27 protein-coding genes are annotated in these 23,579 nt (G+C 47.5%); 26 read left to right on the top strand and 1 reads right to left on the bottom strand.

Features of this window, described 5'->3' with window-relative positions; translation table 11 throughout:
• The first annotated feature begins 23 nt into the window (after positions 1-23).
• The 4 genes from P401_RS0108035 (at position 24) to P401_RS0108020 (ending at position 4,211) form a co-directional block, all read left to right on the top strand.
• Positions 24-614 (top strand): adaptor protein MecA, encoded by a 591-nt coding sequence (locus P401_RS0108035; protein WP_029342022.1) that lies wholly within the window; start codon positions 24-26, stop codon positions 612-614.
• A 141-nt stretch (positions 615-755) separates the two neighbouring features.
• Positions 756-1,700, top strand: coding sequence for a D-alanine--D-alanine ligase (locus tag P401_RS0108030; protein WP_029342021.1), 945 nt, complete (start codon positions 756-758; stop codon positions 1,698-1,700).
• Positions 1,701-1,834: 134 nt separating this feature from the next.
• Entirely contained in the window at positions 1,835-3,100 is a 1,266-nt protein-coding gene (locus tag P401_RS0108025; protein WP_023468654.1) for a Glu/Leu/Phe/Val family dehydrogenase, read from the top strand.
• Between the two features lie 121 nt (positions 3,101-3,221).
• Positions 3,222-4,211 carry a YpdA family putative bacillithiol disulfide reductase gene (locus P401_RS0108020; protein ID WP_029342020.1) on the top strand — a complete coding sequence of 330 codons (990 nt, stop codon included), beginning with the start codon at positions 3,222-3,224 and terminating at the stop codon, positions 4,209-4,211.
• A gap of 53 nt (positions 4,212-4,264) precedes the next feature.
• Here the strand turns inward: P401_RS0108020 and P401_RS0108015 are convergent, their stop codons facing one another.
• Positions 4,265-5,233, bottom strand: a complete 969-nt coding sequence (locus P401_RS0108015; RefSeq protein ID WP_029342019.1) for an asparaginase — start codon at positions 5,231-5,233, stop codon at positions 4,265-4,267.
• A 168-nt stretch (positions 5,234-5,401) separates the two neighbouring features.
• Between P401_RS0108015 and prsW the strand changes: the two genes are divergently transcribed.
• The 22 genes from prsW to P401_RS0107905 all read left to right on the top strand — a co-directional run bounded on the left by prsW (position 5,402) and on the right by P401_RS0107905 (position 23,578).
• Complete coding sequence (gene prsW, locus P401_RS0108010; protein WP_029342018.1) at positions 5,402-6,079, top strand: glutamic-type intramembrane protease PrsW; 678 nt, start codon at positions 5,402-5,404, stop codon at positions 6,077-6,079.
• 19 nt (positions 6,080-6,098) lie between these two features.
• Positions 6,099-6,755: a flagellar brake protein gene (locus tag P401_RS0108005; RefSeq protein ID WP_029342017.1), complete on the top strand. Its 657-nt coding sequence runs from the start codon at positions 6,099-6,101 to the stop codon at positions 6,753-6,755.
• 76 nt (positions 6,756-6,831) lie between these two features.
• Positions 6,832-7,506 carry a (d)CMP kinase gene (gene cmk / locus P401_RS0108000; RefSeq protein ID WP_029342016.1) on the top strand — a complete coding sequence of 225 codons (675 nt, stop codon included), beginning with the start codon at positions 6,832-6,834 and terminating at the stop codon, positions 7,504-7,506.
• Positions 7,503-8,102 carry a lysophospholipid acyltransferase family protein gene (locus P401_RS0107995; RefSeq protein ID WP_029342015.1) on the top strand — a complete coding sequence of 200 codons (600 nt, stop codon included), beginning with the start codon at positions 7,503-7,505 and terminating at the stop codon, positions 8,100-8,102. Before cmk ends, P401_RS0107995 begins: the two co-directional genes overlap by 4 nt.
• A 102-nt stretch (positions 8,103-8,204) precedes the next feature.
• Positions 8,205-9,338: a 30S ribosomal protein S1 gene (gene rpsA, locus P401_RS0107990; RefSeq protein WP_023468647.1), complete on the top strand. Its 1,134-nt coding sequence runs from the start codon at positions 8,205-8,207 to the stop codon at positions 9,336-9,338.
• A 123-nt stretch (positions 9,339-9,461) separates the two neighbouring features.
• Positions 9,462-10,772 (top strand): ribosome biogenesis GTPase Der, encoded by a 1,311-nt coding sequence (gene der, locus P401_RS0107985; RefSeq protein WP_029342014.1) that lies wholly within the window; start codon positions 9,462-9,464, stop codon positions 10,770-10,772.
• A gap of 14 nt (positions 10,773-10,786) precedes the next feature.
• Positions 10,787-11,812 carry an NAD(P)H-dependent glycerol-3-phosphate dehydrogenase gene (locus tag P401_RS0107980; RefSeq protein ID WP_029342013.1) on the top strand — a complete coding sequence of 342 codons (1,026 nt, stop codon included), beginning with the start codon at positions 10,787-10,789 and terminating at the stop codon, positions 11,810-11,812.
• Positions 11,813-11,851: 39 nt separating this feature from the next.
• Positions 11,852-12,028 (top strand): DUF2768 domain-containing protein, encoded by a 177-nt coding sequence (locus P401_RS18310; protein WP_034786022.1) that lies wholly within the window; start codon positions 11,852-11,854, stop codon positions 12,026-12,028.
• Positions 12,025-12,759, top strand: a complete 735-nt coding sequence (locus P401_RS0107970; RefSeq protein WP_029342012.1) for a hypothetical protein — start codon at positions 12,025-12,027, stop codon at positions 12,757-12,759. The genes P401_RS18310 and P401_RS0107970 overlap by 4 nt, the downstream gene beginning before the upstream one ends.
• Positions 12,760-12,844: 85 nt before the next feature.
• Positions 12,845-13,117: an HU family DNA-binding protein gene (locus tag P401_RS0107965; protein WP_012370671.1), complete on the top strand. Its 273-nt coding sequence runs from the start codon at positions 12,845-12,847 to the stop codon at positions 13,115-13,117.
• Positions 13,118-13,257: 140 nt separating this feature from the next.
• Positions 13,258-13,836, top strand: a complete 579-nt coding sequence (locus P401_RS0107960; protein ID WP_029342011.1) for a heptaprenyl diphosphate synthase component 1 — start codon at positions 13,258-13,260, stop codon at positions 13,834-13,836.
• A 22-nt stretch (positions 13,837-13,858) separates the two neighbouring features.
• The gene (locus P401_RS0107955; RefSeq protein WP_029342010.1) at positions 13,859-14,566 is read left to right on the top strand and encodes a demethylmenaquinone methyltransferase; all 708 of its coding nucleotides are present in this window, start codon (positions 13,859-13,861) and stop codon (positions 14,564-14,566) included.
• 1 nt (position 14,567) lies between these two features.
• Positions 14,568-15,530, top strand: a complete 963-nt coding sequence (locus P401_RS0107950) for a polyprenyl synthetase family protein (RefSeq protein ID WP_023468640.1) — start codon at positions 14,568-14,570, stop codon at positions 15,528-15,530.
• A 93-nt stretch (positions 15,531-15,623) separates the two neighbouring features.
• Positions 15,624-16,040: a nucleoside-diphosphate kinase gene (gene ndk, locus P401_RS0107945; RefSeq protein WP_029342009.1), complete on the top strand. Its 417-nt coding sequence runs from the start codon at positions 15,624-15,626 to the stop codon at positions 16,038-16,040.
• 192 nt (positions 16,041-16,232) lie between these two features.
• The gene (locus tag P401_RS0107940; RefSeq protein ID WP_029342008.1) at positions 16,233-17,009 is read left to right on the top strand and encodes a CheR family methyltransferase; all 777 of its coding nucleotides are present in this window, start codon (positions 16,233-16,235) and stop codon (positions 17,007-17,009) included.
• A gap of 19 nt (positions 17,010-17,028) precedes the next feature.
• A complete protein-coding gene (gene aroC, locus P401_RS0107935) occupies positions 17,029-18,183 on the top strand; it encodes a chorismate synthase (RefSeq protein WP_029342007.1) in 1,155 nt (384 codons plus the stop codon).
• Complete coding sequence (aroB, locus tag P401_RS0107930; RefSeq protein WP_029342006.1) at positions 18,180-19,241, top strand: 3-dehydroquinate synthase; 1,062 nt, start codon at positions 18,180-18,182, stop codon at positions 19,239-19,241. Before aroC ends, aroB begins: the two co-directional genes overlap by 4 nt.
• Entirely contained in the window at positions 19,232-20,488 is a 1,257-nt protein-coding gene (gene aroA / locus P401_RS0107925; protein ID WP_029342005.1) for a 3-phosphoshikimate 1-carboxyvinyltransferase, read from the top strand. Before aroB ends, aroA begins: the two co-directional genes overlap by 10 nt.
• Before the next feature lie 11 nt (positions 20,489-20,499).
• Positions 20,500-21,786, top strand: coding sequence for a tetratricopeptide repeat protein (locus tag P401_RS0107920; protein ID WP_231925633.1), 1,287 nt, complete (start codon positions 20,500-20,502; stop codon positions 21,784-21,786).
• A gap of 28 nt (positions 21,787-21,814) precedes the next feature.
• Entirely contained in the window at positions 21,815-22,345 is a 531-nt protein-coding gene (locus P401_RS0107915) for a ReoY family proteolytic degradation factor (RefSeq protein ID WP_029342003.1), read from the top strand.
• A gap of 181 nt (positions 22,346-22,526) precedes the next feature.
• The gene (locus tag P401_RS0107910) at positions 22,527-22,967 is read left to right on the top strand and encodes a DUF2487 family protein (RefSeq protein ID WP_023468632.1); all 441 of its coding nucleotides are present in this window, start codon (positions 22,527-22,529) and stop codon (positions 22,965-22,967) included.
• A gap of 104 nt (positions 22,968-23,071) precedes the next feature.
• Positions 23,072-23,578 (top strand): ubiquinol-cytochrome c reductase iron-sulfur subunit, encoded by a 507-nt coding sequence (locus P401_RS0107905; protein WP_023468631.1) that lies wholly within the window; start codon positions 23,072-23,074, stop codon positions 23,576-23,578.
• Position 23,579: the final 1 nt, after the last annotated feature.

The following is a 23,579-nucleotide window of genomic DNA, read 5'->3' as shown; positions in this document are numbered from 1 at the left end:
GGTTTTGACTGGAGGAGTCTATTATGAGGTTTGAACAAATGAAACAAGGACACCTTCGTGTCTTCATCACAAAGCAAGAGTTATCGCTTCACGACGTCCGACCAGAAACGTTGGCTGTCGGGAAGGGACAAGCTTTATTGCGCAACTTATTAGAAGAAGCCGAATCGAATTATGGTTTTCAGGCAGCAGGAACACTCGAATTTTTCGTCACATTCTTCCCGAATGACGGGATGCTCGTTGATGTACGTCGTGAAGGAGATTTGCCAGAAGAGATGAACGAGGAGTTCGATCAAGTCGAAATCCGCATGACAGTCGATATCGTCCATCACGTCTTATATGCTCTACACTCGCTAGAAGACGTCATTCAAGCGAGTCATGGATTATTGCGGCATATGCCTCGTACAGAGACAGGGGGTAGCCTCTACTTCTTCGAGGGAAGCTATTATCTCTATTTCCAAGAACGAATGAACGAGGCGCTCGAGCGAACGGTGACGACGATTTTATCTGAATACGGTGAACCGAGCCCGAAAAGTCCACTCGTCATGGCGGAGTATGGGAAAACGATTCAGGCGGAACATGCCGTCGCAACGATAGCTGAACAGTTTAATATGTAAAACATCAGGTGCGCCATTCCCTCATAGGGGGGGATGCCGCACCTTTTTGTCTTCTGCTGGAAGTGGCACCATTTTGTATTTTTTCATCGTCAGAAGGATGGTATGATAATCATTGAACGTAAGAAGAAGGAGTGAAGTAGGATGAAAGTGGCAGTATTATACGGTGGGACTTCAGGAGAACGGGAGGTTTCATTAAACAGTGGAAAGTCGATCATGGAAGCATTAAACAGTAAAGGGCATGAGGTCACGGCTGTTGATTTCCACCCTGATCAAGCGCATGAACTCTTCCAGCTGGATGTAGATGTGGCTGTCATCGCTCTTCACGGGAAAATTGGTGAAGATGGACGCGTACAAGCATTGCTTGAACTGGCAGACATTCCATATACAGGTTCAGGTGTGTTAGCGTCAGCGCTAGCGATGGATAAGGCACGTTCGAAAGTTCACTTTGATAAAGCAGGCATTACGATCGCTCGTGATGTGCTGTTAGAGCGTGGAGATGATATCGAAGCAAAAATCGCAGAGTGGAATGGTCAATTTCCTTGTGTCGTCAAACCAGCACAAGAAGGCTCATCAAACGGATTGACGATTGCTCAAGACGAGACGATGTTACGTGAAGGAATCGCGAAAGCCTTTGAAGCAGACGATGCAGTTCTTGTCGAACAGTTTATTAAAGGGCGTGAAGTGACAGTTCCAGTCGTCGGACATAAAGGTGCAGAAAAAGCACTGCCGGTCATCGAGATCATTCCGAAGAACGCTTTTTATGACTATGAATCCAAATATGCCATCGGAGGTTCGGAGCATATTTGTCCTGCTGAACTGGATGAAGCAACGACAGAAAAACTTCAAGAATGGGCTGTTAAAGCGCATCAAGTACTTGGCTGTGCAGGATACTCGCGATCTGATTTCCTTGTGCCGGAATCCGGAAATCCAGTCATCTTGGAGACGAATACACTTCCTGGTATGACTTCGACCAGTTTATTCCCGGACGGTGCACGAGCAGTGGGAATTGAATATCCGGAATTGGTCGAATATTTCATGGAACTGGCGATCGAACGACATCGTCAAACAAAACAACCAAATCAATGATATCCTAGGAAAAGAAGTGAGAAAGCGCTTACAAATATAGGCGTAACCCCTTTCATTACGTTCGAGAAAAGAGTATACTTTATCCGAACAAGGAAACGGCATAGGGGATGCCACTTATGGGGAGGAACGTTGGAATGATCACTGACCAACAACATGCGAATCACCGCAAGAACGTACTGGAAGCAACACAAGAAATCGTCAAGGAGGCACTAGGGAAACTTGGTTATCCAGACGAGATGTACGAATTACTTAAAGAACCACTCCGGATGTTGACAGTCCGGATTCCGGTACGGATGGATGATGGTTCGACGAAAATCTTCACAGGATATCGTGCGCAACATAACGATGCCGTTGGACCGACGAAAGGTGGAATTCGTTTCCACCCAAACGTGACGGAAGTCGAAGTCAAAGCATTATCCGTCTGGATGAGTCTGAAAGCTGGTATCGTTGACTTACCATACGGCGGCGGTAAAGGCGGAATCATCTGTGATCCACGTGAGATGAGCTTCCGTGAAATCGAACGTCTCAGCCGTGGATATGTCCGTGCTATCAGTCAAATCGTTGGACCGACGAAGGATATTCCAGCACCTGACGTCTTCACGAACTCGCAAATCATGGCATGGATGATGGACGAATACAGTCGAATCGATGAATTCAACTCACCTGGTTTCATTACAGGGAAACCGCTCGTCCTCGGTGGTTCACACGGTCGTGAGACAGCGACGGCGAAAGGTGTCGCAATCATGATTCGGGAAGCGGCTGCTAAAAAGGGTATCTCGCTCGAAGGCGCACGTGTCGTCGTTCAAGGATTCGGCAACGCCGGAAGTTTCTTATCGAAATTCATGTATGATTTAGGTGCAAAAGTCATCGCGATCAGCGATGCGTACGGGGCACTCCATGATCCAAACGGTCTCGATATTCCATACCTACTCGACCGTCGTGACTCGTTCGGTACCGTGACGACATTGTTCAAAAATACGATCTCGAATAAAGAATTGCTTGAACTTGAATGTGATATTCTTGTTCCGGCAGCAATCGAGAATCAAATCACAGAAGACAATGCGCACGATATCAAAGCAGCGATCGTCGTTGAAGCGGCTAACGGTCCGACGACGAACGAGGCGACGAAAATTCTCGCTGAACGTGACATCCTGATCGTTCCGGATGTTCTTGCTTCGAGTGGTGGCGTAACGGTTTCTTACTTCGAATGGGTCCAAAACAACCAAGGGTATTACTGGACGGAAGAGGAAGTACACGAGAAACTTGAAAAAGTACTCGTGAACTCGTTCAACCAAGTCTATCAGACAGCGCAGACGCGTAATGTCGACATGCGACTTGCCGCTTATATGGTAGGTGTCCGGAAGATGGCGGAAGCATCTCGTTTCCGTGGTTGGGTCTAATATGATAATGAACGTCCGCTTCTTCTTTGCGAAGAGCGGGCGTTTTGCATTGCAATTTCTTTCGTCTATGGTAGAGATTTGCTAAGATATAAAAAAAGCAACCGGAAGAGGAGATATTCGAATGTTAGATTGTATCGTAATCGGTGCAGGCCCATGTGGGTTATCGGCAGCGATCGAAATGCAAGATCGGGGACTAGACGTCGAAGTGCTCGAAAAGGGAAATATCGTCGAAGCGATTTATCGTTATCCGACGCATCAAACGTTCTTTTCAAGTAGTGAGAAGTTAGAAATTGGTGGTATACCGTTCATCAATAAAGAATTAAAGCCACGACGTCTCGACGCGCTCGTCTATTATCGAGAAGTCGTCAAACGAAAACAATTGACGATTCGTCCGTTTGAGACGGTCGAGCGGATTGAACGTCAAGCGGATCATTTTATCATCCACTCGGAGCGTTCCGGGGAAAAAAGAAGCCGAGAAGCTCGTTCCGTCGTGCTTGCGACAGGTTATTATGGTTTACCGAACCGAATGGATGTTCCTGGAGAGGAATTACCTCATGTCTCGCACTACTTTACGGAAGGACATCCGTATTTTGATCAAGATGTCGTCGTCATCGGTGGGAAAAATTCGAGCGTTGATGCAGCGATTGAACTTGAAAAAGCGGGAGCACGTGTGACCGTCCTTTACCGTGGACCGGAGTATAGTCCATCCATCAAACCATGGGTGTTGCCGAACTTCGAATCTCTCGTTCGTTCGGAAAAGGTCAAGATGATTTTTGAGGCGACGATCGAAGAAATCACGGAACAAGAGGTCGTTTATCAAATAGATGGAGACAAACGAACCGTCCGTGCTGATTTTGTATTTGCGATGACCGGATACACGCCAGACGTCGGTTTGTTCGCTGACACAGGCATCACGATTGATCGCGAGACCGGTATTCCGAGTCATGACGAAGAGACGATGGAATCGAATGTCCCGGGCATCTATATCGCAGGTGTCGTGGCAGCAGGATATGACGCCAATAAAATATTCATTGAAAATGGACGTTTTCACGGTGCGAACATTGCAAACCATCTCGTTGAACGGTTACGTGGTGCATCGATACAAGCCTAAACAAAACCTCTTGATTTGGAAAATAAATTTCCGAATCAAGAGGTTTTTTTCATTTATTCAACGCGAAATGATTCTTCGAGTTCTAGTTGTGAGGCATTGATTTCGAGTTCGACCATCAGTTTAAGCCGCGCTTTTTGTGAATTCAGTCCATTCGAGAAAATGACGCCGAGTTCTTTTAATTGTTGTCCTCCACCCGTATATCCGTAGACGTCTTGAACGATTCCGTTGAAACAGCGACTGACGATGACGATCGGCATGACGGTAATCAATTCAGCGATGGCATCCACGATACTCGGTGGTACGTTTCCTTGACCAAGGACTTCAAGGACGAGTCCATCATAACCGAGCTGTTTCACAGCAAGTAATAAGTCGGGTTCCATACCGGCAGAGACTTTGAGAACGGCGACCCGTTTTGAGAGCGAAGTCACCATATGTGTTTGTTTTAAAAGCGGTGTATTGAATAAGTAGACATGATCCTTCGTTACCATCCCAAGATTTCCGAAATGAACGGATTTGAACGTATCGACGGATGACGTATGCGTTTTTGTGACGTTGAATGCCGAATGAATTTCCCCATTGAAGACGACGAGGACACCTTTTCCGCGCGCAGCTTCACTGACAGCGACACGAAGTGCCGTAATCAGATTAAACTCACCATCGGATCCGACCTCATTAGAAGAACGCATGGCTCCTGTCAAAACAATTGGAACGGGTGCACCAAGCGTCAAATGCAAAAAATAAGCCGTCTCTTCCAGTGTGTCCGTTCCGTGGGTGATGACGACGCCATCGTAATGTTCCTTTGTTAGCTCACTCTCGATGAAATGGGCTAGACGCAACATGATGTCAGGTGTCATATGAGGAGAAGGCAAATTGGCAAAGTGACGCGTCGTGATGTTGGCGATATCTGTTGCTCGCGGGAGTGAAGCGTCGAGTGGATTGATATCATTTGGTAAGACATGACCAGAATGATCCTGTGCCATGGCAATCGTTCCACCCGTATGAATGAGTAATAATGATTTCATGCTAAAGGGTCCTTGTCTACAGACAGAAGACCTTCACCTACTTTCTATAGCGGATTCAATTCGTTCTCACATATTGTAACCTTTTTCCCTCCTGAAACAACGAGGACGTTTTCTTTTTTCCAAGAAACCTTTATTCTTATAAATGAGGAAGAAAGGGGGAGAGGAAGCGTGGTTCAAATCGTTTTCTCCGGAGTTGCCCCAGGCATCGCACTCCTAACTTATTTTTATCTACGTCACGAACATGAATCGGAGCCAGTCGGCTATATTCTTCGAAGTTTCATTTTCGGTATTTTACTTGTCTTTCCCTTGATGTTCATCGACTATATCGTCCAGACAGAGTTTGGTGGGCGTGAAGAGGTACAGTTGATTCGAACAGCTATCACGGAAGAATTCGCCAAATGGTTTGTCGTCTTTTATACGGTCTATATCCATCAACGGTTTAATGATTATTACGACGGGATCATCTACGCGGTAGCCTGTTCACTTGGGTTCGCAACGCTTGAGAATATTTTATATCTGATGGTGAATGGAACAGTCGAACATATGCTGTTCCGTGCACTCTTACCAGTATCTGGTCATGCTTTGTTTGCGGTCATCATGGGATTCTTCATGGGCATGGCGAAATTCTCGCCTCATCCTTATCGCTGGTTGTCCCTCTCGATTGCGCTTCCGGTATTTGCGCATATCTTATTTAATTTGTTAATATTGGAAAATGGTGGTATATCTTTTTTGCCAATCGTCTTCATGGTCATCCTATGGACGATTGGATTATTTCAAGTACGAGGTGCCAATCGTTTAAATCGGCGATTCAAACGAAAAAAACAACATTCAGATGGCATCGAATAGAGAGTAGGAGCGAAGTAGTATGATGGAAATTGGGGATTTGGTAATGCTTTCGAATAGTGAGGATCGACAAGGTCGCTCAAAGGTGACGGCCGTGACGAATCGATTGATTTGGATTGAAGCACCGAGTGAGGTCGCGACACTGAAGACATTCATCTTGTCAGAGCAAGAAGAAGTGTCCTTTTATTTCTTTAAGGAGAAGGGCAAATTATTTGGATTTGATACGGTCGTCGTTGAACGACAAAATGATCCACTTCGCGGTCAACGATATGCTTTGAAACGACCGAAGGATGATCAAATCGAACGCATCCAACGACGTCAGTTCGTCCGAGTACCGCAAATACTCGATGTCGCTGTACACCCTCATAAAACACATTTCGAGCCGTTTACGACTGTGACGCTCGATCTATCGGCTGGAGGGATGATGATCTTGTCGGATCAATTACCGGTTCAAAAAGAGGAAGAGGTGGAAATGACATTCATTTTGCCTACTGGTGAGGGTGTATCAAGTACACTAGACGTCGTCGCTGAACTCGTCCGAATTGATCGGCGCGAAGAACGATACGAATTAGCTTTCCAATTTACGATGATTCCCGACCGAAGTCGTGAGCTTGTATTGCGTCACTGTTATCAAATGCAAATGAAAAGTTCAAGAAGGGGCATGAATCCATTCACCTGACCGCATTTTTTTGCTATGATAACGTTCGGAAGAATGAATCCCTATTAATCATAGGGAAGATGGAAGGACAGGATGGATGATGAAAAAGATTCAAATTGCTTTAGATGGACCAGCGGGTGCTGGGAAAAGTACGATCGCAAAACAATTGGCAGCGCGCCTTGACTATGTATACATCGATACAGGAGCCATGTACCGAGCTGTGACGCTGGCAGCACTTGAACAATCGCTTGACCTCAACGATGGTGAAGTGCTCGGAGAATTAATGAAATCGCTTGATATTCGTTTAACACCAGGTGAAAACGGGCAACGTGTCTTTATTGGTGATCGCGAAGTGACGGATGCGATTCGTTCCATCGAAATCACGAATAATGTCTCGTTCGTCGCTCGTCAAAAAGAAGTCCGGGCTGCACTCGTCACAGCACAGCGGAAATTAGCTGAACGCGGTGGGATCGTCATGGATGGGCGTGATATCGGCACAGTCGTATTGCCGGATGCAGAATTAAAAGTCTTTTTGACGGCAACTGTGGAAGAACGTGCTGCTCGAAGACACCGCGAAAACATCGCGCGTGGGATGGACAGTGACATCACGGTTCTTCAAGAAGAGATCGCACTACGCGATAAGCGCGACAGTGAGCGTGAAGTCTCGCCATTGCGTCAAGCTGACGATGCGCTATATCTCGATACGACAGAGATGACGATCGATGAAGTCGTTGTCCGCTTGATGGAACTAGCAGAGGGTGTCCTAAAATGAAACGTCAAGATACCGTTTACCGGATTGCGCGGTTTGTCGTCTGGGTCATTGCGAAAACTGTCTTCCGATTGAAAGTGACAGGGCAAGAAAATATTCCGAAAGACGGTTCCTTACTCGTCTGTGCCAATCACAGCTCGAACTGGGACCCGGTTTTCCTCGTCAGCGCGATTCCGCCAAAACGTGCGGTTCGTTACATGGCAAAAGAAGAACTGTTCAAAGTTCCTGCCTTGAAACAATTAATGATTGCAGCAGGAACATATCCTGTCGGTCGCGGTCAAGGAGATCGTCAAGCTTTAAAACGGACGATTGAACTATTGAATTCAGATGAGACGGTCGGTATTTTCCCAGAAGGAACACGTTCCGAACCAGGTGAATTTACAGCAGCACAACCAGGAGTTGGGTTCTTTGCGTTACGATCGAATGCTCAGATTTTACCGATTGCCATCATCGGATCTTATCGTCCGTTCAAACGGATGCACGTCGCGGTCGGAAAACCGGTTGATATTTCGGATTTACGTGACCAGCGGGGGGCAGCGAAAGCGATTTCTGACCGAATCATGGACGAAATCAAATCCGTCTACTTCAATCACGCTTAATACCTTGACAAATAGTCAGAATTGTAAGAAGTTAGAAGCAGGATAAACGCATTGACATGTGTCAGGCGTTTCTTGTACTCATCGTGAGGAGGTTGTTTTGGAATGGTCGAAGAAATGAAAGATATGCCTGATTTTGAAATTCATCGGGACCAGGTAGTTACCGGAATGGTCGTGAAAATTGAAGACAAGCAAGCACTCATTGATATCGGATATAAAACAGAAGCCATCTTACCGATCAGCGAAGTATCGAGTCTTCATCTCGATGATATTCGTGGCGTGCTGAACGTCGGAGATGAACTACAAGTGAAGGTCAAGAAAATCACGGATGAAGAGGTCGTCGTCTCGAAACGAGAAATCGACGCGCTCAAAGCGTGGGAGCAAGTAGAAGAAAAGTATAAATCAGGTGAGATCTTTGAAGTTGTCGTCAAGGACATCGTCAAAGGTGGACTCGTCGTTGATATCGGTGTCCGCGGATTCATTCCGGCGTCACTCGTCGAACGGCATTATGTCGAAGATTTCTCGGATTATATCGGTCGTTCGATCGAAGTCAAGGTCGTTGAACTCGATCAAGAGAAGAACCGTGTCATTCTCTCGCACAAAGCTGTCGTTGAAGGCGAATTGAACGCGAAGAAAAAAGAGACACTCGAAAATTTAGAAGTAGGTCAAATCCTCGAAGGTACAGTCCAACGTTTAACGGACTTTGGTGCTTTCGTTGATATCGGTGGCGTCGACGGTCTCGTTCATATCTCGGAGATGGCACACCACCGTGTCGAACGTCCTTCGGATATCGTCACGGAAGGTCAAAAAGTCGAAGTCAAAGTACTTGGTGTCGACCGTGATACGGAAAAAGTCAAGTTATCGATCAAGGAAACACAACCTGGTCCATGGCAACAGATGGAAGGGAAGATCGAAGCTGGCGATATCGTCAAAGGGCGTGTGCGTCGTCTCGTCCAGTTCGGGGCCTTCATCGAACTTGCGCCGCAAGTAGAAGGACTTTTGCACATTTCGCAAATCGCGAACCGTCATATCGGTTCACCTTCGGAAGTACTCGAAGAAGGACAGGAAATCGAGGCGAAAGTACTAGAAGTGCGTCTTGACGAGCATAAGATTTCGCTATCAACACGTGTTCTTGAAGAGGAAGAATCATCCGCTGACGATTACTCGGATTATACGAATCAATCAGAAGGATTCTCGGTCGCTGACTTGACTGAGGACGATTCTGATCAGAAAGAATAAGCAATGACACAAAGCGGACACAAGCGTGTCCGCTTTTTATATGCGGTTTGTTATGGTATATGACAGTTTGATTTGATACAATAGAACGGCTATGAAGCGAGAGAAGAGAAAGAAGGTGTTGGGATGGCAATTCCAGTCGTGGCGATCGTAGGTCGCCCAAATATCGGAAAGTCGACGATTTTTAACCGGGTGATTGGAGATCGGGTTTCAATCGTAGAAGACAAGCCAGGCGTTACCCGCGACCGTATTTACGGAACTGGAGAATGGCTGAATCGTCATTTTCATTTGATTGATACAGGTGGAATCGAAGTCGGGGATGAGCCCCTACTTCAAATGATGCGTCATCAGGCGGAGCTCGCCATTGATGAAGCGGATGTCATCATTTTCATGGTGAACGGACGCGAAGGAATCACAGCAGCGGATGAGGAAGTCGCGAACATGTTGTTCCGTTCGAACAAACCAGTCGTCGTAGCTGTCAACAAAGTCGATAACTTTGAAATGCGTGATTTAATGTATGAATTTTACTCCCTTGGATTCGGAGACTTGTTCCCGATTTCTGGTACGCATGGTCTTGGTCTAGGTGACTTACTCGACCGTGTCCTTGAACTGGCACCAGATAAAGAAGAATTAGAATATGACGAAAGCACGATCAAGTTTGCCTTGATTGGTCGTCCGAACGTCGGGAAATCAAGTATGACGAACTCGATTCTCGGTGAAGAACGCGTCATCGTCTCAAACATCGCCGGTACGACACGCGATGCAATCGATACACCGTTTACGCGAGATGAGCAAGAATACGTCATCATCGATACGGCAGGGATGCGAAAACGCGGGAAAGTCTATGAATCAACAGAACGTTTCAGCGTCATGCGTGCTCAAAAAGCAATCGAACGGGCAGACGTCGTCTGTGTCGTGCTTGATGGCGAAGAAGGCATCATCGAGCAAGATAAAAAAGTGGCGGGATATGCGCACGAAGCAGGTCGCGCGGTCATCATTGTCGTCAATAAATGGGATGCTGTCGAAAAAGATGATAAGACGATGAAAAAGATGCAAGAAGAGATTCGGGAAGAATTCCGTTTCCTTGACTACGCACCAATCGTCTTCGTCTCAGCGAAAACTAAACGTCGTTTGCAGACGTTGTTACCAGTCATTCAACAAGCAGCGCACAGTCATGCGCAACGGATTCAGACAAGCGTCTTGAACGATGTCATCGTTGACGCTGTTGCGATGAACCCGGCGCCGACGGATAAAGGGGTTCGTCTTCGGATCAACTATGCGACTCAAGTCGCGTCACGTCCGCCAACGTTCGTCTTGTTCGTCAATGATCCAGAATTGCTGCACTTCTCTTATAAACGATATCTTGAGAATCGGATTCGGGAAGCATTTGATTTTACAGGTACACCAATCCGGATTTTAGCTCGTCAAAAACAATAATGAGGTGAGTCAGTATGACCAAAATCGCTGTCATCGGAGCGGGAAGCTGGGGAACAGCGCTCTCGCTCGTTCTAGCCGATAATGATCAGGAAGTCATGCTTTACGGTCGTGAACAAACAAACGTCGACCGCATCAATGAACATCATGAAAATGCGCAATTTTTGCCGGGGGTTATGTTACCACAATCATTGAAGGCGACGACGGATCTTAAAGTGGCGGTTGAAGGTGCAACACATATCTTGATTGTCACACCGTCCTCTGCGATTCGTTCGGTTTCCCGACAATTGAATGACTTGTTGACGGAACCAGTCGTTCTGATTCATGCATCAAAAGGAATTGAGCCAAAGACCCATCTTCGGTTGTCAGAATTAATCGAAGAAGAGGTCGATCCTGCGAAACGCAAGGCGGTTTGTGTCTTGACGGGTCCTTCGCATGCCGAAGAGGTCGCGTTACGTAAACCAACGACAGTGACCATTGCATCGGATGATTTAGAAGAGGCTGGTCGTGTACAGGAGCTGTTTACGAATGAAAACTTCCGCGTCTATCTAAATGCGGATATCATTGGAGCCGAACTTGGTGGGGCGCTCAAAAATATCATTGCGCTTGCCGCAGGTATGACGGATGGTCTCGGTTACGGGGACAATGCCAAAGCAGCATTGATTACGCGTGGAATGGTTGAAATCGCCCGTCTCGGTACGATGCTTGGAGCTAACCCAATGACGTTCACTGGATTGACGGGAATGGGTGACTTGATTGTTACTTGTACATCGGTTCATAGTCGAAATTGGCGTGCGGGGAATGCCATCGGTCGCGGTGAAAAGTTAGAGACGGTGCTAGAAAACATGGGAATGGTCGTCGAAGGTGTTCGTGCAACCCAAGCGGCATATGATTTGGCGGAGACGAAACAGTGTGAACTCCCAATCACTTCTGCCCTCTACCATGTTCTCTTTGACGGTCATACACCGGAAGAAGAAGTCAAAAAGTTGATGCAACGACCACAGAAAAATGAGATCGAGCATCTCTTCACGACGAAAGATTAACGGAGTGGGGTGGAAACCTTGAGTCCAGGATTAATAAAAATGTGGATCTCGTTCGCTGGCATTGGACTCTTTGCGATCAGTGTCTTGCTGGTCACAGTCAGTCGGACGAAGTTGAAAGGGATATGGCAGGTTCTCGTATCGACTTTGGCATTCGTATGTTTCATCGTTGCGTCGATCATCATGGTGTTCATCGTCATGGCGGGGCCAAGCGCATGAAGAAGTGGTTCGTCATCCTCATGCTCATTCCGGTGACGTTGTTATCGGGTTGTCTGTTTCCAGACAGTCAGAAACCGTCGAACCGCGTACCGTATCCGCAACAGTTACGTACCGTACAGGATGCTGTCGATGCGTATCAAAAAGACACGGGTGTTTTGCCAATCAAGACGATGGAAGCAGATACTCCGCTCATGGAGCGTTATCAAATCGAATTAGGGCGGCTCATTCCGCGTTATATGAGTGATCCACCATCAAACAGTTTTGAAGGTGGCGGAACATTCATCTACTTGTTAGTTGATGTCGATACGAAACCGACTGTTAAGTTGATGGACTTACTTGTTGCAGAAGAGTTACAGAAGCTCCAAGTCCGGATTGATGCGTATCGGAAGAAGAACGAAAAGTATCCGTTTAAAGGATCGTTCGGAAAAAACCAGTTTACGCTTGACTATAAAAAACTATTCATCAAAAAAGAACCGACCGTCCCAAGTCCGTATTCAGATGAAAAGTTGTCGATCTATGTCGATGGTCAAGGACGCCTCTTCATCAACTATTTACCTGAGTTGAAGAAAGCTGTTCAAACTGCGAAGAAAAAGCCGAAAGTCGGTCAGGATATTCGGTATTTGCTCTATGAAGATCAACCTTTTGTTCCTGCCTATTCTCAAAGCTACACGATAAACGAAAAAGGCGAACCTGTGTTTTCAGAGGAATCGAGCGAAGAATCTGAAAATTGAACGTTATTTACACGAAAATGTTGTAATAGCAACGTTTATGGGGTATGATTACCCTCGAAGAAGTGATTGGGAGGGGGTGAAAGTAATGAACAAAACTGAACTCATTCAAGCAGTTGTCGAAAAATCAGGTCTTACAAAAAAAGACGTGACGAAAGTTGTTGAATCAACATTCGAATCGATCACTGAGACACTTCAGTCTGGAGAGAAAGTCCAATTGATTGGATTTGGTAACTTCGAAGTCCGTGAGCGTGCAGCCCGTAAAGGTCGCAACCCACGTACAAAAGAAGATATCGAGATTCCAGCAAGCAAAGTACCTGCCTTCAAACCAGGTAAAGCATTGAAAGATGCTGTGAAGTAATCCGGCTACATAGTCGCCCGAGATTTTCTCGGGCGGCTTTTTTGTGGACATTCAGAAGCGTGAAAGCCCGCCGATTATGGTATATTAAAAAAGAAGAACGTCCATCAACGAGATGGCACTGGAGATCGGGGGGTAAAAGCATGGAACAACATGAGCTGCGCGTGGATGAAATCATCACTGCACTCACCACTAAACAAACGACACGATTGGCTCGACATGTGGATTTCCCTTCCATCGATCGTGAACAGATCAGTTGGTTGATTGATGTCGCTCAACATGACACGCTGGATACGGAAGCACTCGTCAAAGCGATACATTTCGCACAAGTAGCGCTACGTCTGCATGAGCGTGTCAATGAAACGCTACGCGGTTCGAAGGAGCGACAGTTGCTTGTATTAGCGGGGGATTTATTCTCGAGCTACTTTTTCGAACAGCTAGCTGGGTTACCAAAAGAGGTTCTCGTTTCACTCGGACGGACAATTCAACGGGTCAACGAGGCAAAGTGTGCCCTTCACGAAATGAATTATGCATCGACGGAAGAACGGGTTCTCTTATGGTTGACAGCAGAGTTCGGATTAATGCAAGGACTCGCGGCAATCACGAAACGAGAATGGCTGACACGACAGGGGCGACAGATCATTCAACAACAGGCAGAACAATTGGATCTGGTCGCACAGAAATTACTGTTATCGCATCTCGAGCAGATGGCGGTAGCATAAGATCTTGGAAAGGGTGAGCGGTGTGCAGGCAAAAGATAAAGAAAAAAAAGTATATGAAGTGTTTCAATCGATATCAACGAACTATGATCAAATGAATTCAGTCATCAGCTTCCGACTGCATAAACTATGGAGACGCGAGACGATGCGCCGGATGCAAGTCTTCCCAGGCGCTAAATGTCTCGATCTTTGCTGTGGGACAGCGGACTGGACGATTCAACTGGCGAAAGCAGCCGGTCCGACAGGGGTCATCAAAGGACTTGATTTTTCAGAAAACATGCTGAGAGTCGGCGTCGAGAAGGTAGAAGCGCTCGATATGAAAAACATCGAATTGATTCACGGAAATGCGATGGATCTACCGTTCGGTGATAACTCGTTCGATTATGTGACGATTGGTTTTGGTCTACGCAACGTACCGGATTATCTACAAGTCATCAAAGAGATGCATCGTGTCTTAAAACCAGGTGGAACGGTCGTCTGTCTCGAGACGAGTCAACCGACTGCGCCACTTTTCCGCGAAGCATATTCATTGTACTTCGGGAAAATCATGCCTCAGGTCGGGCGATTGCTTGCGAAATCATACGATCAATACAACTGGCTACAAGAATCGACGGAAGTGTTCCTCGACCGCGTCGAACTGAAACAACTCTTCGAACAGGCAGGCTTCATGCAAGTGGAAGTCAAAGCATTCGCGGGTGGGGCTGCTGCGATGCACCTTGGGAAGAAGTGGTGAGATGTCACTGCATTCCATATACCGTGATGTCACGAAGGAAGTTAATTTAGTCGATCGTTTTCTGATCAGTCATATCGCTTCTGAGGAACCAACGATCGATGCGGCTGGAAAGCAACTGTTGAAGGCTGGTGGAAAACGGATTCGACCGGCATTCGTATTGTTAGCGTCTAAATTCGGTGAGGCAGATCGGGATGAGCTGATTCGTGTGGCGGCAAGTCTTGAACTTGTCCATATGGCGTCACTTGTTCATGACGATGTCATTGATGATGCGGAACTACGACGAGGAAAACCGACCGTCATGCAATATTTCGATGAAGAAGTAGCATTGTATTCCGGGAATTATTTGTTTGGAGAGGCGATTCGGTTGATCGGTGAAGTCGGAAAGCCGGAACTTGTCCAAGTGATGGTCCATACGATGCGTGAAATTTGTGAAGGTGAGATTGAACAAATCTACGACCAATATGATTGGGAACAGTCGATTAAGCGCTACATCAAACGGATTGAACGAAAAACCGCCATTCTCATCGAAGCGAGTTGCCACCTGGGTGCAATTGTTGCGAACTGTTCTGCAGCCGATACGAAAGCGTTACGGTTGTTTGGACGAGATATCGGACTCGCTTTTCAAATTGCTGACGATTTACTTGATTTCACCGCGAATCGCACAGAACTTGGTAAGCCAGTAGCAGAGGATTTGCGTCATGGACACAAAACGTTACCTGTCTTTTATGGTGCAGAAGATGCTGTCTTTTATGAACGTCTTTCAAAAATTGAGAGTATGCCAACACATGAAGAAGTCGCACCCTTATTATCGTTTCTTCAAACTTCAGGAGCTCTTGAACGAACGCAACAAACAGTCGATCATTATATCCACCGTGCCATCAAACGTCTTGAACCCTTACCTAAATCCTCAGCTAAGCGTTCACTTGAAGAAGTCGCACGCTACGTTGGAAAACGAAAAGGATGAAGATTGTCAAAAATTTCTTGCTGTTCTTCTCAAAAGCCAGTAAACTGACTATGTAAGCGCTTTTCTAAAAGCATTTCATAGGGGGAACTAGAGATGGAACAGACATTTTTGATGGTCAAACCGGATGGCGTAGAACGTGGATTGATTGGGGAAATCATTGGACGGATCGAACGCAAAGGATTCATCATTCGTGAAATGAAAATGATGAACGTCACAGAAGAGCTCGCAAAAGCACATTACGAAGAGCATGCGGAAAAACCGTTCTTTGGAGAGTTGGTCACTTTCCTCACATCGGGTCCTGTCGTTGCACTTCGTGTCGAGGGTGCAGACGTCGTCGCTGTTTCTCGTTTGATGATCGGGAAAACAAAACCACTTGAAGCAGCACCTGGAACGATTCGTGGTGATTTCGCGAACACGATGAGTGAAAACGTCATCCATGGTTCAGATAGTGTCGAGAGTGCGGAGCGTGAGCTTTCCCTCTGGTTTCAAGGACAGCCAGTCAACGCGTAATAAATGAATGGAAAGACAACGGGGAGGGGATTCGATTTGATCGAATCCCTTTTGTCGTGTTCTTGTAAAACGGAATGACCCAATTGTCTAATTGCTTTTTGGAATGCCTATAGCTTTATGCTACTATAGAAAATAAGTTGAACCGGTCATGGAGATGACCATTCGATATCGAGAGTGAGTGAGGTGTGCCAATTGCAAGATTATGAACTTTTTATTCAACGATTCAAGACCAAATCAGGGATTGATCTCGGTCAGTATAAAGAAGCACAGATGAAACGGCGATTGACGGCGTTACGTGATAAAAAAGGATACAGTACATTTGCTTCTTATATGCAGGCAATGGATAAGGACACATCGTTATACGACGAATTTTTAGATCGGATGACGATCAATGTCAGTGAATTTTTCCGTAATCCGATTCGTTGGCAACAATTGGAACAAGATATCTTACCGATCCTAGAGTCGCGAGCACATGGACGAATCCGGACGTGGAGCGCAGCTTGTTCGACCGGAGAAGAACCGTACTCCCTCGCGATGATTTTAAGTGAACGGCTCGATCCGTCCGCCTTTACGATTCAAGCAACAGATTTGGATGAACTCGTCCTTGAAAAAGCCAAGCTTGGTCGATACGGAGCTTCTGCATTGAATGAAGTCGTCGAAGCGCGTAAAAAGCAATACTTCATCGAGCAAGAGCAAACGTTCGAAGTCGTTCCGGAAATCAAACGACTCGTTCGTTTCAGTAAACATAATCTGTTAGGAGACCGGTACGATACGGGGTTTGATTTAATCATCTGCCGCAACGTACTAATTTATTTTACAGAAGAAGCAAAAGCACACGTCTATCGTTCGTTCGTCGAGGCCTTAAAGCCAGGCGGAATCCTATTCGTTGGTGGAACGGAACAAATTTTCCAACCCGAACGGTTTGGATTAAAGATGAAACAGAGCTTCTTTTACGAAAAAATCGGTTGAACAGGAAGGGATGAAGCGAATGCGTTACATGACAGCAGGAGAATCACACGGAAAAGGGTTGACCGTCATCATCGATGGGATGCCGGCAGGACTCACGATTGATTTTGAAGCCATCCAGCGTGAAATGACACGTCGCCAAGGGGGATACGGACGCGGACGACGGATGCAAATCGAACAAGATCAAATCGATGCACGTGGCGGGATTCGTCACGGGTACACGACGGGATCACCGATCAGTTTGTTCATCGAGAATAAGGATCATACGCACTGGACACAAGTCATGCAAGCAGAACCGCTCGAAGAACAGTTGGAGCGCCCGCGAACGTTGACGCGTCCACGTCCCGGACATGCGGATCTCGTTGGTGGATTGAAGTACGGTCATCGCGACTTACGCGATGTGCTAGAACGTTCTTCCGCTCGTGAGACAGCAGCACGTGTAGCGGTCGGTGCCTTCGCTAAACAATTACTGAATGAACTCGGAATTGAAGTGTTCTCGCACGTACGGTCGATTGGTGGAATCGATGCACCGTGGAAGGATCCCGTCGAACATCAGGAAACGATTGATGCTTCACCCGTTCGTTGTGCAGATGAGATGGCTGGACAACGGATGATGGAGGAAATCGATGCGGCTAAAAAAGAAGGGGATACACTCGGCGGTGAAATCGAAGTCGTCGTGACGGGCATGATGCCTGGCGTCGGGTCCTTCACCCAAAACGATCTAAAGCTCGACAGCCGGATTGCACAAGCTGTCATCAGTGTCAACGCGATGAAATCAGTCGGTTTTGGTGACGGGTATGAACTTGGTCGTCGCAAGGGAAGTACCGTCCAAGATGAAATCGTTCATGATGCATCCGGATATCATCGGCGGACGAATCATCTAGGTGGAATCGAAGGTGGGATGTCGACAGGCATGCCGATTCGCGTCCAAATCGCGATGAAGCCGATTCCGACACTCTATCGTCCACTGCAATCAGTCGATATCGAGACGAAGGAAGCATTCACGGCTCAAATCGAGCGAAGTGATGCCTGTGCCGTTCCAGCCGCATCGGTTGTCCTAGAAGCCGTCGTCGCGTTTGAGATTGCGGTTGCTATCCTTGAAATGTTCGGGACATCGACACTCGATCGTCTTCAGGCTGCCGTCGCTGCTTATAAAGAGGAGGTTCGGACGTTTTGATCGAATTTGATATCCGGTTGAAAACGTCATATCCCGTATTTGTCGGAAATGGGGCATTAGCCCGGTTATCGCATCTTTCAGCGCTAAACAAGGCGGACCGCATCTGGGTCATCACGGATGAAACGGTACATCATTTGCAAATGAATCGATTGCAGGCTGCGTTAGCGGATGTATCACCATCGATCGATGTTCACATCAGCACCGTTGCGCCTGGGGAGAACAGTAAGTCGCTTGCCGTATACGGCGCTCTACTTGAAGAAGGAATTCGGTATGGGATGACACGCCGTAGCCTTATCCTTGCGTTCGGTGGTGGTATGATTGGGGATTTAGCGGGATTCGTCGCGGCAACCTTTTTGCGCGGCATCCCGTTCATTCAAATTCCGACGACACTGTTAGCGCATGATTCAAGTGTTGGTGGAAAGGTTGGTCTCAACCTCTCCCTTGGTAAAAACTTAGTCGGTGCATTTTATCAGCCGAGTGGTGTCGTGTATGATTTAACGCTCCTTCAGACATTACCAGACCGGGAATGGAGAAGTGGCTTCTTTGAGTTAGTCAAGCATGGGTTCCTTTCGCGACCATCATTTGCGGATTCGTTACTCAATGTTTCGCTGGATACTGTTAAAGGACTCGATTTAGAAGACTGGCTCGCACGAGGGATTAATGTGAAACGGGATATCGTCGAACAAGATGAGACGGAGCAAGGGATGCGTGCCTTCTTGAATTATGGACATACATTCGGTCATGCCGTTGAATATGCGAGTCTGGGTCTGTCGCATGGCGAGGCCGTAGGGATCGGACTCGTCTTCGTCAAGTTCTTGGAAGGAAATGACGGACAGGCGAAGCAGCTCGGGCAATTGCTCCACCGTCTCGGAACGGAATTGCCAGATCGACAATCGTTTGAGACCTATCTCGAACTGATGCGTCGCGACAAGAAGAACCACCAAGCAACGATTCGATTCGTCCTTGAAAAAGAAGGACGCTTCATTTTAGAAGCGATGAGCGAAGAACGATTGCGCCAAGCATTCAATCAAACAGTGAGGTGTTTAGAATGGGCTTAAGAGGAACTGTACAAGTACCAGGCGATAAATCAATGACGCACCGTGCTTTCCTGTTCGGTGGAATTGCCGAGGGAACAACACGTGTCGGAAATGCGCTTGAAGGAGCTGATTGTCTCGCTTCACTAGAAGCGATGCAGGCGCTTGGTGCGCAGATCGATCGAACACCAGAGGAAATTCGGATCACCGGAACGGATACGTTCCAAGAAGCGACGATCGATTGCGGAAACTCGGGGACGACGATTCGTCTCTTGAGCGGTATCCTAGCAGGCGGTCAAGCGGCTTATGCGCTCGATGGCGATGCTTCCTTGCGAAGACGTCCGATGAAACGGATCACGGAACCGCTTGCCTTATTTGGAGCGAACATCACAGGTGAGACGGCACCACTTCATATCACAGGAACGCCGCTTGTCGGAACGACGTATACATTGCCAGTTGCAAGTGCGCAAGTGAAAAGTGCCATGTTGCTCGCAGGTCTGCATGCGACGGGTGAGACGACTGTCATTGAGCCGGTCCTGTCACGCGATCATACAGAACGGATGCTGCCACAGTTCGGCGTTGACGTAACAATCGATGAACGCGAGGATGGTCGGCACATTCGTGTACAGGGTCCTGTACGCTTACACGCGACGTCACTGGACATTCCAGGGGATCCATCGTCAGCAGCGTTTTGGTGGACGGCAGCAGCAATCGGTCAGGATAGTCGCATCACGACGACCCACGTCTTGATGAATCCGACACGGATCGGTTTTTTACAGACGTTACGACAGATGGGTGCAAGTGTCGAAATCAATCATCGCTCAGAAGACGGTGGAGAGGAGACGGCAGATGTGACCGTCGAGACGACATCGTTACAAGCAATCACCGTCGAAGGGGATCAGATTCCATCCTTGATTGATGAGATCCCGTTACTCGCTTTACTTGCGACGCAAGCGGAAGGACGAACGATCATTCGCGATGCGGAAGAGCTTCGTGTCAAGGAAACGGACCGGATCGAGACGGTCGTGACGGCATTACAGCGTCTTGGGGCGAACATCGAGGCGACGGATGACGGCATGATCATCGAAGGACCGACATCTTTGCAAGCAGCGGAAGTCGACAGTGCAGGTGATCACCGGCTCGCGATGATGTTAACGATCGCAGCGACGATCAATCCGGAAATTATGGTTCATGGACGCGAAGTAGTTGAAGTCAGCTATCCAACGTTCTATGATGATTTAAAGAAACTTCAATCCGACCAATCTGAGTAAGCAATAGGCGGATGACAGAAAGTGGGGCGTTTGCCTTGAATGAACAACTATTGAATGGCATCATCGAAGAATTAGAACATGGTCACACCTCAGAAGCGTTAGCAGCATTAGAAAAACTCGAAAAGACAGGGACGGATGAGGACCGCCTCGCCGTTGCCGATCTCTATATCGAACTCGGATTGTCTGACCGGGCGGTCGATCTCTTGGCACCACTTTACGTTGAATATGCGGGTAACGCGGGAGTTGCCTTGTTACTTGCAGAATGTTATATCGATTTGGATCGCGAAGAAGAAGCGATCTCGGTCCTCGAGCAGGTTGATACGTCGGACATGGAATATGGTCCCCGGTCTCTTGTTTTACTTGCGGACCTTTATCAGTCGCAAGGTCTTGACGAAGTAGCGTTAGCGAAGCTGAAGGAAGCACGTAATCTTGCGCCGGACGAACCGTTACTTGCATACGGTTTGGCTGAGCTCTACATGACGCTCGGCGCGTTTGATCAGGCGGTACCGTTATTCGCTGAAATTGCGGAGCGTCCAGAGTTACGTGCTGAATTGCCTCTCGATGCCCTTTATGCGGAATCGCTCGCGATGACAGGACAATTTGAAGATGCGATTCCACTGTACGAACGTGCTGTCGCAGAACGCTCCGACCTGCATACGCTGTTTGGTCTTGCGATGACGGCTCACCGTGTTGGTCAACATCAAAAAGCGGTCGAGACATTCCAGCAATTGATTGCACAGGATCCAGACTATACGTCGGCGTACGTACCATATGCGGAAAGCCAAGCCGAACTTGGTTTGACGAAAGAAGCGCTGAACGTCATCAAACAAGGAATGGAGCGCGACGATTATAATGATGAGTTGCGGACGATGGAAGCCTTGTTCCTTCTAAAACTCGGTGATCGCGCAGGAAGCGTCCAAGCGTTGCGTGAAGCACTTGCCTTGAATCCGGAATCAATCGTCGCAGCGGAACGTTTGCTTTCGTTACTAGCTGAAGACGAGGACCACGAAGCGATGATCGAGACGATCTCTGCCATCGAAGAACACGTCACGGCTCCGATTCTGACATGGTACCGGGCACGCGCTTTGTATGCCTTAGAGGAATACACACAAGCGATGGAGAATTATGCGATAGTCGAAGGTGCATTCACGGAAGATGCGCTCTTCTTGAAAGAGTATGGATTTGCACTCGTCGAGGAAGGACGGCGTGAAGAGGGGCAACGTCTCCTCCGTCGCGCTGCCCAGTTGACACCAGAAGATAACGAACTCGTCGACTATGTTGAACGAATGGATGGATGACTTCACGGGAGAAGGGAGTAGGATTGAGATGATAGAGAGAAAGCAGCGATTCTTACGCCGCATCTTGACCTATTACACGTTAAAGCGACGGGAAGCGAAATGGATCATCGATTATTGGCTGCGTAATGAGGCAAAACTCGAGCAAGTACACTTCGTCCAAAATGCGACCTTCGCACCGAAGGCAATCATCATGACGACATACGGATTCGATGCAGAACCGTTTCTCTTCAAAAAAGGGGATGTCACGACGTTAGATCCAGAAAAAGCGTATCATGACATCCGCCTGACCTCGGAAGATATCTATATCGAGTTGAACTTCCAAGGTATGATGATGGATGACGAGTATTTGTCTTTACTAGAAGAAAATCCGTTTCGCCCAGAAGTTGCTGTTGAACCGCGTTTAGCGGATGAAGCGACACATTTCATCGCGGTCACGGTCAATCGGCAGGAAGAAGAACGGTTAGTCCGCTTGATTGATGAAGCGCTAGATGCACGCGATCAACATCGGTTCCACTCCCTTTCCGAACAGTTACGGCTCGTTCGAAGTCAACTTCCTTAACAGAAGGACTCTATTGCCCAGTGCAGGCGATAGGGTCCTTTCGTATGTGAAGATTTGTGCAAAATATGAAGAAAAATAGAGTGGAATTTCATAAAACGTTCACATTAAGAGAGTAGGAGGAAATGCGGATATGATACATTAAATGTGACGAATTGTAAGTACGAAGAAAGGGGGAAATGACTTGCGTTTCAAACCATCCGACGTACAGCGGACACGAAGCGAGCAAGCGTACATCGATACGCTGATCGTGCCTTTGCTTCCGGTCGGTTTCGATGAGGCGATGCATGCTTACGCGGAATGCGCAGACATGACATTGACGGTGGCGTCCGAAGTTGAACGCCAGCTATCCGGACGGGCGTTGCTCGTTCCTGCTCTGACCTACATCGATGCACCGTCGATCGAACAGTTGGAAGGATGGCGTCAAGCGGCTGCTTCCGGGCAATTCCGTTTCATCACCTTCATCACCGCTGATTTAAGGTGGAAGGAGACTGCTGCTGAAGAGATTATCTACGTGCCACGTCTAGCTCTTGAGACGATGAGTCGTGACCAACAAGGTCAGATGGTCGGGAATTTTGTTGGACAAGTTCTCGAACAGTTAGGAAACCGTTGGACCGCGCTATGAAGCGGTTGACGCAATGATTTTATTAAGATACTATTACCATGTGAGAAATTTGTGTGAAGTACTGTCGTCTTGGGGCACAGCGTACATCACAAGGGGGGATCGAGATGGCTCAAAACGGGTCTAACGTAACACGTCGTCAGTTCTTGACGTATACATTGACAGGCGTCGGCGGTTTCATGGCGGCGACGATGGTCATGCCGATGGTCAACTTCGCAGTTGATCCAGTCCTGAAGAAATCAGGAGCAGGCGATAAAGTAAAAGTAATGAAGTTGTCGGATATCACGACAGAACCAAAACGGGTCGACTTCAAGAAACAAACGCAAGATGCATGGTATGAGTTCGAAGAAACGTTGTCAGCTTGGGTGTTCAAAGATGATAAGGGAGAAATTCTAGCCCTCTCACCAATTTGTAAACACTTAGGTTGCCAAGTCAGCTTCGGTTCAGATCCGACGCACCCGGAGCAATTCTATTGCCCATGTCACTTCGGTCGGTACACGAAGGATGGCGTCAACGTTCCAGGAACGCCTCCGACGAAACCACTCGATGGTTATGAAATGCAGCAGAAAGATGGTTTCCTCTACCTTGGTAAACCAGTCGAAAGAGGTGCGTAAG

The sequence above is a fragment of the Exiguobacterium acetylicum DSM 20416 genome (assembly GCF_000702605.1).
GTDB classification, from domain to species: Bacteria; Bacillota; Bacilli; order Exiguobacteriales; family Exiguobacteriaceae; genus Exiguobacterium_A; species Exiguobacterium_A acetylicum.
Note: the sequence above shows the minus strand (reverse complement) of the source record. Positions and strands in the feature narration are given on the sequence as shown.

What these genes read in the sequence shown, in the direction of transcription:
- P401_RS0107970 (WP_029342012.1), top strand. Translation starts at nt 12,025, where the DNA reads ATGAAGAAGTGGTTCGTCATCCTCATGCTCATTCCGGTGACGTTGTTA.
- P401_RS0107915 (WP_029342003.1), top strand. Translation starts at nt 21,815, where the DNA reads ATGATAGAGAGAAAGCAGCGATTCTTACGCCGCATCTTGACCTATTAC.
- P401_RS0108035 (WP_029342022.1), top strand. Translation starts at nt 24, where the DNA reads ATGAGGTTTGAACAAATGAAACAAGGACACCTTCGTGTCTTCATCACA.
- P401_RS0107950 (WP_023468640.1), top strand. Translation starts at nt 14,568, where the DNA reads ATGTCACTGCATTCCATATACCGTGATGTCACGAAGGAAGTTAATTTA.
- rpsA (WP_023468647.1), top strand. Translation starts at nt 8,205, where the DNA reads ATGGTCGAAGAAATGAAAGATATGCCTGATTTTGAAATTCATCGGGAC.
- P401_RS0107980 (WP_029342013.1), top strand. Translation starts at nt 10,787, where the DNA reads ATGACCAAAATCGCTGTCATCGGAGCGGGAAGCTGGGGAACAGCGCTC.
- P401_RS0108015 (WP_029342019.1), bottom strand. Translation starts at nt 5,233, where the DNA reads ATGAAATCATTATTACTCATTCATACGGGTGGAACGATTGCCATGGCA.
- P401_RS0108030 (WP_029342021.1), top strand. Translation starts at nt 756, where the DNA reads ATGAAAGTGGCAGTATTATACGGTGGGACTTCAGGAGAACGGGAGGTT.
- P401_RS0107905 (WP_023468631.1), top strand. Translation starts at nt 23,072, where the DNA reads ATGGCTCAAAACGGGTCTAACGTAACACGTCGTCAGTTCTTGACGTAT.
- der (WP_029342014.1), top strand. Translation starts at nt 9,462, where the DNA reads ATGGCAATTCCAGTCGTGGCGATCGTAGGTCGCCCAAATATCGGAAAG.
- P401_RS0108005 (WP_029342017.1), top strand. Translation starts at nt 6,099, where the DNA reads ATGATGGAAATTGGGGATTTGGTAATGCTTTCGAATAGTGAGGATCGA.
- aroA (WP_029342005.1), top strand. Translation starts at nt 19,232, where the DNA reads ATGGGCTTAAGAGGAACTGTACAAGTACCAGGCGATAAATCAATGACG.
- P401_RS0107960 (WP_029342011.1), top strand. Translation starts at nt 13,258, where the DNA reads ATGGAACAACATGAGCTGCGCGTGGATGAAATCATCACTGCACTCACC.
- P401_RS0108020 (WP_029342020.1), top strand. Translation starts at nt 3,222, where the DNA reads ATGTTAGATTGTATCGTAATCGGTGCAGGCCCATGTGGGTTATCGGCA.
- P401_RS18310 (WP_034786022.1), top strand. Translation starts at nt 11,852, where the DNA reads ATGTGGATCTCGTTCGCTGGCATTGGACTCTTTGCGATCAGTGTCTTG.
- cmk (WP_029342016.1), top strand. Translation starts at nt 6,832, where the DNA reads ATGATGAAAAAGATTCAAATTGCTTTAGATGGACCAGCGGGTGCTGGG.
- P401_RS0107920 (WP_231925633.1), top strand. Translation starts at nt 20,500, where the DNA reads ATGACAGAAAGTGGGGCGTTTGCCTTGAATGAACAACTATTGAATGGC.
- ndk (WP_029342009.1), top strand. Translation starts at nt 15,624, where the DNA reads ATGGAACAGACATTTTTGATGGTCAAACCGGATGGCGTAGAACGTGGA.
- P401_RS0108025 (WP_023468654.1), top strand. Translation starts at nt 1,835, where the DNA reads ATGATCACTGACCAACAACATGCGAATCACCGCAAGAACGTACTGGAA.
- P401_RS0107995 (WP_029342015.1), top strand. Translation starts at nt 7,503, where the DNA reads ATGAAACGTCAAGATACCGTTTACCGGATTGCGCGGTTTGTCGTCTGG.
- aroC (WP_029342007.1), top strand. Translation starts at nt 17,029, where the DNA reads ATGCGTTACATGACAGCAGGAGAATCACACGGAAAAGGGTTGACCGTC.
- P401_RS0107965 (WP_012370671.1), top strand. Translation starts at nt 12,845, where the DNA reads ATGAACAAAACTGAACTCATTCAAGCAGTTGTCGAAAAATCAGGTCTT.